Genomic DNA, 12,035 nt, shown 5'->3' on the forward strand with positions numbered 1-12,035 from the left:
TTTCGACATGAACAATCTGATTGAGCTGGCGCGACATATACCCACGACGGATGCGGCGCTGACGGTTGCCTATACACCGATCCGTTTGCAGATGAAGGGACGACAGCCGCTGGAGTTGCGTCTGACAGCGCCGGCCAAGGGCGAGAAGCTTCCCGTGGTGATTTTTTCCCACGGCTTCGGACCATCCAACTATATCCCCTCCAAAGACGGTTATGCGCCGCTTGTCCAGTTCTGGGCGGAGCGAGGATTTGCGGTGATCCAGCCGACCCATGCCAGCTCGCGTGTTGGCGGACTGCCTTCCGACGCTGTCGGCGCGCCCTTCTTCTGGCGGGAGCGCGTTGAAGAGCTGCGAGCAATTCTTGATCGTCTGGACGAGGTGGAACAACAGGCAGGCGGTATCGCTGGCCGACTGGACAAGGATCGTATCGCTGCGGTGGGTCATTCCTTCGGCGGACACACCGTCGGCCTGCTGATCGGAGCGCAACTGAATGGCGAGGACTTTTCCGATCCGCGGATCGGTGCAGGCATGCTGCTTACGACGCCTGGACGCGGAGGAAGCGACATGACGGAGGAAAGCGCTGCCAGATTTCCGTTCTTCGATGTCGATTTTTCAACCATTTCAACGCAAAACCTTGTCGTTTGTGGTGACGAAGACAATCCGCATTTTACGACGCGCGGCCCTGAATGGCATGCCGACGCGTTCCACGATGCTACAGGAGTAAACCGCGACATGCTGACGCTGCATGGTGTCGGTCACGGACTTGGCGGCATTGCGGGTCTAGACGCGAAAGAGACCGAGACGGAAGCGCCCGATGTGCTGGAGGCGGCGAGACGCTTGACGCTTGCCTGGCTTTTGACGGCGCTTGACGTTGACCCGGAAGCCTGGGCAAAGAGCCGTGCAGCACTCGAACGCTCTGCATCTTCGCTCGGACATGTCATCTCGCTGCAATCCGCAAGGAAATGAGGCAAGATCTCGTCGCTGCGTGACGTCACATGACCGTGTTAGACATTGGAGCTTGCCGCAACAGGCGTTGTTGTGGGGCGTCGATGATGGCTAGCAAGGCCGCATCCAGCAAAAGGGCGGCGTTATTTACCTCGTCGCCCATGAACGTTGTGATCAAGGGCCCACGTGTCAGGTCTGGGCGATAGCGACCGGACGTTTGGACGAGTTCGCTGGTGGTTCTCCAAGGTATGCGGGTTTCGCAATCGTCCAAAGCCTGTGCCTCAGGCACGACATGCCCGTGCGTCTGTCATCGATACCTGCAAGACCAAGCTCGGGGACTTCTCCAAGGTTTGAACGTCCGGCCCTCTAGGAATTCGTCTGTAGTGCTTCATGAAAGCGCGATCCTTCGGCTTTCATAAAGTCGAGTAAGGATCGCATGCCCGCGCCAAGGTGGCGATGCCGCGGGTAGTAAAGGCACAGGCCCGGATAGGGCGGCGTCCAGTCATCCAATACCTGCCGCAGGCTTCCGTCGGCAAGCGCGTCAGCCGCCATCCATCTTGTCACGTAGGCAAGCCCGCAGCCGTCCAGAGCCGCGGCCAGAAGAAGCCGGGACTGGTCGACCACGAGGTTGCCGGTCGTTGCCACCACGACAGTCTCGCCTCGACGTTGAAACTCCCAGCGATAGATCGATCCGCCTGCCATGCGAAGCTGAATGCACTGGTGCAGACCGAGATCTGAGGGGCTGTCGATGTTTGGCGCGCTTTGAAGATAGGCAGGCGAAGCCACGACGATGTGCTGCTGGTCCGGACCGATAGGGATCCCGACCATCTCATCGGGGACGAGTTCAGCCGCTCGCACGCCACAGTCGAATCCTCCCTCGGCGATGTCGACCAGTTTCCCCTCGGATCTGATCTCGAAACGCATGGTCGGAACCTGCGCCATGAAGCGGGTGAGCAGCGGCATCAAGACCTGTTCGGCTGCGTTGGCGTCGCAGTTGATCCGGACGAGTCCTGAAGGTGAAGACGCCTGTTCGTGCAGTTCCTCCACCGCCAGACCGATCTCTGCGAGCGCAGGCATGAGCCGCTCGGAAAGCCGCCGACCCGGTTCCGTCAAAGAGACATTTCTTGTCGAGCGATGGAAGAGCTTGATCTTGAGACGCTTTTCGAGACCGGCGACCGCATGGCTCAACGCAGATGCCGTCTGGTTGAGTGACCTCGACGCTGCACGAAATCCTCCGTGTTCGGCGACTGCGAGAAAGGCTGCCAGCTCGCCGGGCGGAAGCGAACCGACTGTACGAATTATCTCATCATTGCGTGTTGTGTTGGTCATCTAGTTCATCAATGCCACGTGCTTATCTTCTGAACAAGTCTAATGTCTGAAGGAGCATGATCATGACTTCACCTATACAGTTCGGATTTTCATCGACTGCCACTGACGTCCTGGAGGGTGTCGATCTCACCGACAAAAACATCGTTGTGACCGGAGGAGCAGCTGGCATCGGCCTGGCGACAAGCCGTGCGCTGGCTGCCGCGGGAGCGAGCGTTACGATTGCAGCCCGCCGTCCAGACGAAGCCGAAAGAGCTGTCGCCAGGTTGAAGTCGGCGATGCCCAAGGCGCGACTGCAGGTTCGACCGCTCGACCTGGCCGATCTTTCTTCAGTGCAGGGATTCGTGGATAGCTGGGACGAGCCGCTGCACGTCCTCGTCAACAACGCGGGCGTTATGGCCATTCCGCAACTGCAGCGGACTGCGGAAGGCCGGGAGATGCAGTTCGCCACCAACTATCTTGGACACTTCGCGCTAACCCTTGGCCTTCGCCCGCAACTCGCAAAGGCAAACAGCGCTCGCGTCGTGTGCGTTGCCTCGAGCGGAAACCTCTTTGCACCGGTGTTCTGGGACGACCCGGATTTTCGCTTTATTCCCTATGATCCGCTGCTTGCCTACGGGCAGTCGAAGACGGCTTGCATCCTAATGTCAGTTGGCATCACCAACCACTGGGCCAGCGATGGCATCACCTCGAACGCACTCAATCCCGGAGCGATCGCGACCGGTCTTCAAAAGCACACCGGAGGCCTCCAAACGCCCGAGCATCTTCGCAAGTCGATAGAGCAGGGAGCGTCGACGACGGTCCTGCTTGCGGGCTCGCCTCTGGTGGAGGGGATTTCGGGCAGGTACTTCGACGACTGCCAGGAGGCCCCGGTCGTCGACGAGCGAGGGACGGGACCATTCAAGGGGGTGGCAAGGTACGCGGTTGATCCTGATAACGCCTTGCGCCTCTGGAAGATGGCGGCACGGATGCTGGGACTGCCGCTGTAACTTGCAACACCCTGTCGGACCTCTACGGACCGGCAGGGTGTCGCCCGCGCGACGAAGTGGCGCTGGTCAGGCTTTGGCTGCCACCGGAAGCCGGAACGGTGAGCCCAGGCGGTTAAAGGCGTTCATCGCGGCGATCGTAATCGTCAGATCGACCAGATCCTTTGGTTCGAAGGCGGCTGCAGCGGCCGCATAAGCCTCGTCGGATGCGTGGGTCTGGCTGACGTTCGTCACTTCCTCCGCCCAGGCGAGAGCGGCGCGTTCCTGGTCGTTGAACAGATGAGGCACCTCGTCCCAGACCGGCACAAGGGTGATCTTGTCGACGGACATCGTCTTGCGGAGATCGCGACTGTGCATGTCGATGCAGTGGGCGCAGCCGTTGATCTGCGACACGCGCAGGAAAACGAGGTGGATCAGCTCTTCCGGTAGGTTGGTCTTCTTCGTGACATAATGGTGGACCCCATACAGGGCTTTCGCGCCTTCGGGGGCGACTTCGGACCAATTCATGCGAGACATGTTCGTTTTCCTTTCGTAATGGCACGGTTCTCCGATCGCCGGAGAAGCCGTCGTTGCATGGATGAAGGTTGAGGATGGTGAGGTGGGTGCCGCGCTTTTAGGGCTTGCGCGGTGTCGTCAGCACGGTGTCGTCAGTGTCGACGACGAATACAGCGAGCAGCTTTGCCGACTTCGTCTTGCTGGCATTGGCGCTGACGTCGTGCTGGTCACCCGGCAACTCGGTGAAGTTCTGACCGGCGGTGAAGGTCTTCGTTTCGCCGCCGTTGACGGCGCTTTGGATTGCGCCCTCGAGCACCGTGGCGTAGATCAGCGCGGATTTGGCATGCGTATGGGCGGAGCTATAGCCGCCGGGCCCGTACTCAACGAGGACGCCTTTGACGCTCTTGCCCGGAACGTCGGGCAGGGGATGCTCGTAGACCAGAGTCACCTTGGCATCCTTCGTGTCGTAGGCGAGCCCGGGCTTGGCGACATCGTGTGCGAAAGCCGCGTTCAGTGCAACGACGAGGGCGGCAGCAGTATATAGGATGGTCTTCATGATCTTGTCCCTTTATCGCAGCTCAGGTCTCAAGCCATTGAGCAAGCGTGATGCCGCCTTTGATGTAGTTACCGGTTGGCACGAGAGAACGCGTGACGACGGGGGCACCGAAGTAATTGACAGCCGCGTCTGCGCTCACTGGTCGGCCATCGCCCTTGGCGCCGACATACGTCCGGATGAAAGTCTCGAACGATGCTCGTTCAGGTCCGGCAAGGTCGATGGTTCCGTTCTTGGGCGCCCCTAATGCCACCTCGACCAGAGTGGCGGCGACGTCGTCGGCGGCGATCGGCTGGAAGTCGATGTCAGGCACCTTTACCGCGCCGTCGGCGGAGTAAGCGTCGGTCAGCGTCTCGAGAAACTCGTGGAACTGTGTCGCACGCACGATGGTATAGGGCTGGCCAGATGCGGCGACGGTCTCTTCCTGCTCAAGCTTGCCAGCCATATAGGGATTGGCGGCGAGCCCGTCGGCGTTGACGATCGACAGGACGACATGATGGCGTACGCCTGCGGCCTTTTCGGCGCCCGTCAGGTTGCGGCTCGAGTTCCCGAAGAACTCGGTAAGTGCTTGCTTGTCGAAGGACATGATGTTCGATACGTCAATCACCGCGTCGGCTCCGGTGACGGCTTGCGCCAAGCCTTCCCCGGTAAAGGCGTTGATGCCTTTGCGGGTACTTGCGACGACCACTTCGTGGTTGGCGTCCTCCAGTAGTTTCACTACCTTCGAGCCGATCAGGCCCGTGCCGCCGATGACGACGACCTTTTCCAACTTGCTCATGCTGCTCTCTCCTACGACGAGGCGCGATTGCCCGTCTTGCGTTCGTTGAGTTCCAGGAAGGCGCATCCTCGGGCGGCGATGCCGCCGTCGTCGTCGGCGCCAAGGTCGGCCAGGAGGTCCGCGACGGACACTTTGGCGAGTTCTGCGCGATAGGCCTTTTCGGCCTTCAGCATCGCGACGTTGATCTGGCAGGGCCTGGTAAAATAGCGTTGCGGCAGAGGGTTCGGCCCGCGCTGGCGGATCTCGGCGCAGCGGAAGGCGGGCGCTGGTCCTTCGACGGCAAGCACAATGTCCAGGAGGCTGATGTCCTTGGGTGCCCTGGCAAGACGGTAGCCGCCTTTCGGGCCCGGCGTGGTTGCGACGATGCCTGCGCCAGAGAGCGCCTGCAGGTGCTTCAAGAGGTAGCTTGTGGACACACCATGCAGCTCGGCAAGAGAGGCCGCCGACAGCACGCCGTCCTCAGACAGCCCCGCCAGAAATGCCGTACAGTGTATTGCCTGCTCGACGCCTTCGCTTAATTTCATCATGTCTCTCCTAATCGTGGATATAAAATATCTATGATTAGGAGAGGAGTCAATCCCCGATAAAACCGGCCCTAAAAAATTAGGAACATGAAACCAAGAAACGCAGTTTTGCAGTGCCTACCGTTGCAGAGGCGCGGGGCGCAGACGCAAAACTTCCCGATCGGTATGATTTTGGGACTTTCACTGGCTATCTTCCTGATCGGTAAGGATAACGGGCAAATAACATGCCGTCGAACTCCCGTCGGCCAAGTCAAGCTGTCAGCTAGAACATTCCCTGATCAGGGACGAACCGTGGGTCTCGCGAGCGCTGTCCTCAAGGCGGTCCAGTCTGCTGGGCATCACCCGATGTCGACGATCTTTTACGAGCAGCTTCCCATCGCTTATGTGACGTTCGAATGGCGGCGCACCGGTGACATCGCGGCACGGCGTTTCCGGCGTCCCTGATCACGCCATCGGGATCATGACTTCACAGGGGCATTCACTCAGCGCCGCCAGGAACTGCCTGTTGTGCAGCGCCAAGGGATTAGCTTCACGTCGACGCAGGCGTATCAAAGTCGGCATGAACAAGGTGCATTTTGGCAAACCTCCCAGGGGAACAGCCGAGCTTTTTGCTGAACGCCGTACTGAACGCGCTTGCGGATTCGTAACCTATTTCGTCCGCAATTCGGTCGAGCGATTTTGTGCCGGTCAACAGTGCCTGCTTGGCAATAGCAATGCGCCATCGAGCCAGATATTCAATTGGTGCGCACCCGACGAATTCGTTGAACCGCGCGGCGAAACCCGATCTCGACATCCCAGCTACTCCTGCAAGGTCGGCTACCGTCCACCTCGTACGGACATCCTTGTGGATTGCACGCAGCACACGTGCCATGGCTGGATCGCGAAGCCCGTTCAACAAGCCCGTAGATACCGCGTTGTTTGCGAGAATGTCCCACCTGAGCGCCTCTACCAGCAGGGTCTCCAGCAGGCGCTGAATAATCAGTTCTTTGCCTGGATAATGAGCAACGCACTCCTCAGACAGGAGATCGATCAAGCGACCAAATCGTGTTCCTTGCCCCGCTGAAGCGGGAATATAAATCGCGTCGGGCAACAGCGCGACGAGCAGCGGCGCGTTGACACTCTCAATCGAAAAGCTTCCGCCCAGTGCCGAGAAATCCGGCTCTCCTTCCTGGTCGCCATGGCGCACGGCCGAAGCCATGGGCTCAACAGGAAGGCAGGGGACGCCTGGTTCGCTGCACAAGGAAAACGCTGGCGTGGTCGGCAAAAGGACGAAGTCGCCTTCGGCGATGCGAAGCGGTTCCCGATCATCGAAAGTGACCCACGCATGTCCGGCGAGGACAACGGTGAACCCGGGGGCATCGTGGGGTTTGTAACGAACGCCCCACTGGCCACGCCCGGAGACTGGCTTTGCTATCGCGGCCCGTGGCCGCAGGAGGGTCACGATATCACTTAAGGGATCCATTTTGGACGATCCGTAATCATTATTGGACGATGAATTATATCTCGTCTTCATGTGCATAGCTATAGCTGTTGGATCGAAACCACGGAGACTGACATGACCAAGACTATTCTCATTACCGGTACGTCATCTGGCTACGGCAAGACTACGGCTGAACATTTCCTTGCTCGCGGATGGAATGTTCTAGCAACCATGCGGCATCCTGATCCATCGCTCTTTGCCGAGACCGACCGGCTACGCGTGCTGCCGCTTGATGTCACCAGCGCCGATAGCATCGCCAGCCTTTTTGAAGCTGCCGGTCCGGTTGATGTGCTGGTCAACAATGCCGGGATTGGCGGCATTGGTGCATTTGAAGCAATGCCGCTGTCCTTCATCCGACAACTTTTCGAGACCAACACGATCGGCGTTATGGCGATGTGCCAGGCCGTTATCCCGCAGATGCGCGAGCGTCGGTCCGGCACCATCATCAACGTGACATCGAGTGTCGCACTGGGAGAATTCCCGCTTGCGGCCGCCTACACTGCCACCAAACAGGCTATAGAGGGGTTCTCGGCTTCGCTGGCACAGGAGCTTGGTTACTTCGGGGTGGATGTGAAGCTCGTCGAGCCCGGTTATGCGCCAACAACCCAATTCGGGGCAAACGCAATCGTCCCTGTCTCGGAGCTCCTTCCCGGTTCCTATGCAGACTTCGCCCGGCCCATTCTCGAGGCGTTTTCAAAACCGGCAATGACCACTAGGGAAATCGATGTTGCAGACGCCGTTTGGCATGCCGTTCACGATACTGAAAATCAGCTTCGTTTTCCTGCCGGAGCAGATGCAGTTGCGCTGGCTAAGATCCGGTGAGGGAGGTGCAAAGAGCAGTTGCGGCAGGTTTTCCGAGCCGACTGTTTTCGTTCGTATCTTACCGCGCATAAGACGGCGTTCTTCAGATTTGTCTCCTGCAACATTGATCCGGGTTGCACGCTCATCAACTCATGCACGGTCGCATGCATGCCTGCCGTTGCCCATCGCATCTGATTGCTGCGAGCAACGGCACCATCGCCGCCAAAGGGTCAGCCCACACGCATCGTCGTGTCAGAGCTCGTTGGTGGCGCCAAGCCGCCACCGCCGCGCGTGCCTCTCACATCTCCTGAGCAGGCACCGCCCGGTGGCGGGCGCTCAGGTATCACTCAATCAATATGTCCGGCAGCCCGTAACAAAGCGGCTTCGTCCATCGTTCTTGGTGTGAAGGAAACGAATTCTTCAGACGTAACCGGACCGAGACCGAGCTGGTCGATAAGAGCGCGGTCGCCCTGTCCCCATAAGAGTGCTATGCCTTTCGGACCCAGAATGTCCCTTGCTCCGCCATTGCGACGAATTCGCTTCATGTAATCATGTTGCTGTGCCAGCGCACTGACCTGCTGACGCGAGATAGGCTTGTTCTGGATTTTCTCAAACAGCGCCGCCAGCCGTTTTGCGCCACCCTTGGATGACATAATCTCGTGACGGTCCGCCAGGGAGAGGACCTCCCAGAAGTTTGGCGGATACGGGTGTTGCCGAAGCATCCACCAGATGTTGACGTGCTGGGCGGCCAGCAACTGGCCCTTACCATCCTGATTTGTGCTCAGGCGCAGATATTCGGGTCTGCAAATAACCACACCGATGTCACAGAGTGCGGTCTTTTCCGACGATCTCACCAGCAGCGCCGGTCGCCCGATGACCTCTCGGGGAAGCATCCAGTCGCGTGCCGTCGTGTTCTTGATGTCAATCTCAGTTCCGTCGACGAGCATGTCGAGGGTTGTTCCCTTGGAAACACGCAGGTGGTTGCGTATCAGGATTTCAACCTTGGTGCCGACATAGGTCTTTTCGGTCTTTTCCGTCTCGCTGAGAGTGAAGCGGCCTGTTCGAGGTGCATCGATGACCTCGTCAAAAGCCTGACGAAGAAGGGCAGGTAGATCGACCGCAAGCTTTTCGAAGCCTCCGGCATGGCGAATGATCGCGCTGACGAGGCGCGACACGAGATCATAGTCGGGATGGGACCAATCGAGCGGAAGCTGTGACATGACAGCGATCATCGCCGCCCAGGGTTATCCGCCCGTTAACGGCTCAACCCGCGATCGCGGTTACCGGATGGCTTGCTCGTGTTTCCATGGCTTCGCGCAGCTTTGCGGCCACGGCCATGGCAACAGGTGGCGGAAAGGCATTTCCGACCTGGCGGTAGGCGGCAGTCTTTTTACCGTGGAACTGCCACTCATCATCGAACCCCTGAATTCGAGCAGCCATGCGGACGGTCAGTCGCGGCATTCCCACAAAATCCTTCTCAGGCGCCTCTTCGGCAATGGATTTTCCATTTACACCAAGGGTTGCCCAGGCCGCTTTTGCACGTGTTGGCCCAAGATCCGGTCCGCCGTGCTTTTTGGAGCCGCCAACCAGGGTCGGGGCGACATCATTGGCTCGTTTTGCCCAGGCTTTTGCGCCCTTCCAGCCATTGGCCGACATAAGATCGACAAGCGTATCTCCGACGGTCGGTGCATCGAAACGTGAAGGGGTTGGCCACTCGAAGTGATCCTTGATGTCATCACGAAGCGCCACAATAATCACGCGCGGACGCAACTGCGGAACGCCGTAATCGGATGCATTGAACAGGCGCCAGTGGGCATCATAACCGAGCTTCTTCAGTTCACCCTTGATGAAACCGCGGTAATCTTCGAATACGGCACTCAGAAAGCCGCGCACATTTTCGATCATGATCGCCTTGGGGCGCGTCTCATCAACCAGGCGGATTGCGGTGGGAAACAGATTACGTTCGTCTTTTTCACCCAGCTGTTTTCCAGCAATGGAAAACGGGGGGCAGGGCAGTCCACCGGCAAGCAGGTCGATGCCTTTATAAGGATGACCGTCAAACTGCGTCAGGTCCTCTTCGTGGACCGTCCATTCCTTGCGGTTCAGCCGCAGGGTCGCACAGCAGTCACGATCGATCTCCACGACGCCCGCGTGATCGAAACCTGCAAGTTCAAGGCCTCGCGCCTGACCACCAGCACCAGCACACATCTCAAGCGAGGTGATAGACAAAGGGAGGCCTCCTTTGGAACATAGTAAGAACATCGAAATAGCATGGCGATTTGGCCAACGCAACGGTAAACCGGTCCGTGTACGTCTACATTATTTGCGCTAGGATGAGAGAATGGTCGTCGACCGTATCCACAGAATGAAGACTGTCATGGGGGAGACGGGGAACCCACGATACGGGAATCCGCATGCCCTATTTCGAGTGCGGTGCAGTCGACCACTCAACATCGCTGACGGGCATGAAGCTTTGAGGAGCATGCGCGCGTTAACGTCGGGAAGACCTCTTGCTTGCGAGTGTAACCAGGGTGTTGCGGCACCTGCACCGCTGGTGTGCCAATCCTAGGCAAAAGCTTTTTCCTTAAGCAGTTTTGACAAATTACTTTTCGAAATGTCAATGTCTCTTCTCAAGTTTACAGTAAGCTGCCTTTCGATCGTCGTCCTATTAATTTCCGGCATCGCGATAACATCGCTTTCGAAACGAGCGAATGGATAGAGAGCGTCTGTCATTGCGTCTAACGTTGCCAGTTCAGTGAAAATTTCTATTAGGTGGTCTCTTTGCCGAGATTGTGCGTAAAGCCTGCAAAGGGAGGCGTAACGTTGGGTGCGCATAACGTAATTCTTAACGAATTCGAAATTCGTTGGTCCAGACATTATACCAGCATCTAAGACGTCCTCGATTATCGCTTCGCTGAGCGTATGTTCGTTTAACTCGAAGGATTCTTGAATCAGGCGACCGTAGAAGGTGTCTAACATCTGCGATATTTGTGATGAATTTCTAGCCAGGCGAAGCCGCGCTTTTTGAGCCTGTCGTTCGGTAAGCTGAAGGAATTGGGCACGCTGCTCGTCAACTTGTTTCCATACGAAGATCGCGGCAATTGACGCGGGAATAATTGCGCCGACACCAGCAATCAAAGTTTGCCAGTCCTTCAAGACATTTAAGAACGTCTGCCAGCTGCTATTAGGAGCGGGGCAGCCTGAGAAAACAATGACGCCTCTTAGATGGAAGCACGCGCTCTGAATTGACTCATTCACAACTTCTAGTAATGTAGTCATAATCGCACCCGGGACCTATGCTGAATGGAAAATCCTGAATACTCAATACCTTTTAAGATTCGCTTTTCCGGGAAAGATGCTGATGGTCATCGTGTCGAAGCATATGAGGGTGGTCGATCAATACTTGGAATGACGCGGGCCGTTCAGATTGTAACACAATCATATTTGAATCAGGTGGCTGTATCGAGGGCGACGGCGCTTCATGATGGGGAGATTCTTCTGTCTAGTGTCAAGCCTGGTAGCCTTCTTTTCGATTTCGATCTCAATATCTTTAAGAGATCGGTTGGCGTTCCCAAAGATCGGGACACTTTCTTCGATTTTCTTTCGACGATATTGTCTCGTGCCTCTGGACAGAAATACACGCCACGGTCCAGCTACGTGCAGCGGCTCGATTCGGATAAGGAAGATGATCTCCTAGACCTGACAGTAGAGGCCGTTGAAGACCCTCTGAAGGAGGGACACCGAGCGATTGGTAACTCCATCACACATATTTCAATTGATCGGCCGCGGAATGGAACCATTCTAGTCTTTGATCCTGAAACTAAGCTTTATCTCCAAAGTAGCGTTGTTGATGAAGATTGGGGACATCTTGACGGATACGTCACAAGATTTAACTCAATCACTGGAAACGGAAGAGCTTACATAAACTCGCTTAAAAAGATAATACCATTCAGGCTTGATGTTGGCTTCCCGGATGGAAAGCGCGGCCATATTACCTGGTCTCTTCATGGCAGTAACATCAATACGGCGAAAAATCTCACCTTCGACGCAAAGCGCATATCATCGCAGAGTGGAGCTGTGAAGCGCCTTTCGGTGTTGGATTGCGACCAGTAATTAGAACGAAGCGAATCTTCCAACTACATTAGTATA

Annotated in this window: 14 protein-coding genes; 5 read left to right on the forward strand and 9 right to left on the reverse strand. The window is 57.0% G+C overall.

Translation table 11 applies throughout. The features are described 5' to 3' along the window. The first annotated feature begins 7 nt into the window (after positions 1–7). Positions 8–964: an alpha/beta hydrolase family protein gene (locus ACZ5FM_RS23890; RefSeq protein ID WP_464041454.1), complete on the forward strand. Its 957-nt coding sequence runs from the start codon at positions 8–10 to the stop codon at positions 962–964. A 345-nt stretch (positions 965–1,309) separates the two neighbouring features. On the opposite strand, the gene ACZ5FM_RS23895 is transcribed toward ACZ5FM_RS23890, so the two are convergent. Then, positions 1,310–2,272, reverse strand: a complete 963-nt coding sequence (locus ACZ5FM_RS23895; RefSeq protein ID WP_464041455.1) for a LysR family transcriptional regulator — start codon at positions 2,270–2,272, stop codon at positions 1,310–1,312. A 62-nt stretch (positions 2,273–2,334) separates the two neighbouring features. On the opposite strand from ACZ5FM_RS23895, the gene ACZ5FM_RS23900 reads away from it, so the two are divergent. Further along, positions 2,335–3,258: an SDR family NAD(P)-dependent oxidoreductase gene (locus ACZ5FM_RS23900; protein ID WP_464041456.1), complete on the forward strand. Its 924-nt coding sequence runs from the start codon at positions 2,335–2,337 to the stop codon at positions 3,256–3,258. A gap of 66 nt (positions 3,259–3,324) precedes the next feature. Here the strand turns inward: ACZ5FM_RS23900 and ACZ5FM_RS23905 are convergent, their stop codons facing one another. From ACZ5FM_RS23905 to ACZ5FM_RS23920, 4 genes are all read right to left on the reverse strand, one after another. Continuing rightward, positions 3,325–3,771, reverse strand: a complete 447-nt coding sequence (locus ACZ5FM_RS23905; RefSeq protein WP_464041457.1) for a carboxymuconolactone decarboxylase family protein — start codon at positions 3,769–3,771, stop codon at positions 3,325–3,327. A 97-nt stretch (positions 3,772–3,868) separates the two neighbouring features. Continuing rightward, on the reverse strand, positions 3,869–4,306 hold the full coding sequence (locus tag ACZ5FM_RS23910) for a cupin domain-containing protein (RefSeq protein ID WP_312948417.1): 438 nt from the start codon (positions 4,304–4,306) through the stop codon (positions 3,869–3,871). Positions 4,307–4,328: 22 nt separating this feature from the next. Then, entirely contained in the window at positions 4,329–5,081 is a 753-nt protein-coding gene (locus ACZ5FM_RS23915; protein ID WP_464041458.1) for an SDR family oxidoreductase, read from the reverse strand. Between the two features lie 11 nt (positions 5,082–5,092). Continuing rightward, on the reverse strand, positions 5,093–5,605 hold the full coding sequence (locus tag ACZ5FM_RS23920; RefSeq protein ID WP_312948555.1) for an RrF2 family transcriptional regulator: 513 nt from the start codon (positions 5,603–5,605) through the stop codon (positions 5,093–5,095). A gap of 291 nt (positions 5,606–5,896) precedes the next feature. Between ACZ5FM_RS23920 and ACZ5FM_RS23925 the strand changes: the two genes are divergently transcribed. Continuing rightward, positions 5,897–6,049 carry a hypothetical protein gene (locus ACZ5FM_RS23925; RefSeq protein WP_464041459.1) on the forward strand — a complete coding sequence of 51 codons (153 nt, stop codon included), beginning with the start codon at positions 5,897–5,899 and terminating at the stop codon, positions 6,047–6,049. 85 nt (positions 6,050–6,134) lie between these two features. On the opposite strand, the gene ACZ5FM_RS23930 is transcribed toward ACZ5FM_RS23925, so the two are convergent. Continuing rightward, on the reverse strand, positions 6,135–7,067 hold the full coding sequence (locus ACZ5FM_RS23930; protein ID WP_464041545.1) for an AraC family transcriptional regulator: 933 nt from the start codon (positions 7,065–7,067) through the stop codon (positions 6,135–6,137). A 93-nt stretch (positions 7,068–7,160) separates the two neighbouring features. On the opposite strand from ACZ5FM_RS23930, the gene ACZ5FM_RS23935 reads away from it, so the two are divergent. Further along, entirely contained in the window at positions 7,161–7,907 is a 747-nt protein-coding gene (locus tag ACZ5FM_RS23935; RefSeq protein WP_464041460.1) for an SDR family oxidoreductase, read from the forward strand. Positions 7,908–8,233: 326 nt separating this feature from the next. On the opposite strand, the gene ACZ5FM_RS23940 is transcribed toward ACZ5FM_RS23935, so the two are convergent. The 3 genes from ACZ5FM_RS23940 to ACZ5FM_RS23950 all read right to left on the reverse strand — a co-directional run bounded on the left by ACZ5FM_RS23940 (position 8,234) and on the right by ACZ5FM_RS23950 (position 11,165). Further along, the gene (locus ACZ5FM_RS23940) at positions 8,234–9,106 is read right to left on the reverse strand and encodes a NaeI family type II restriction endonuclease (RefSeq protein WP_464041461.1); all 873 of its coding nucleotides are present in this window, start codon (positions 9,104–9,106) and stop codon (positions 8,234–8,236) included. A 43-nt stretch (positions 9,107–9,149) separates the two neighbouring features. Beyond that, positions 9,150–10,115: a DNA cytosine methyltransferase gene (locus ACZ5FM_RS23945; protein ID WP_312948428.1), complete on the reverse strand. Its 966-nt coding sequence runs from the start codon at positions 10,113–10,115 to the stop codon at positions 9,150–9,152. A gap of 336 nt (positions 10,116–10,451) precedes the next feature. Further along, on the reverse strand, positions 10,452–11,165 hold the full coding sequence (locus ACZ5FM_RS23950) for a hypothetical protein (RefSeq protein ID WP_464041462.1): 714 nt from the start codon (positions 11,163–11,165) through the stop codon (positions 10,452–10,454). A gap of 24 nt (positions 11,166–11,189) precedes the next feature. Between ACZ5FM_RS23950 and ACZ5FM_RS23955 the strand changes: the two genes are divergently transcribed. Continuing rightward, the gene (locus ACZ5FM_RS23955) at positions 11,190–11,999 is read left to right on the forward strand and encodes a DUF7946 domain-containing protein (RefSeq protein ID WP_464041463.1); all 810 of its coding nucleotides are present in this window, start codon (positions 11,190–11,192) and stop codon (positions 11,997–11,999) included. Positions 12,000–12,035 lie beyond the last annotated feature (36 nt).

It is taken from the genome of Agrobacterium sp. 5Ca50 (assembly GCF_055381905.1).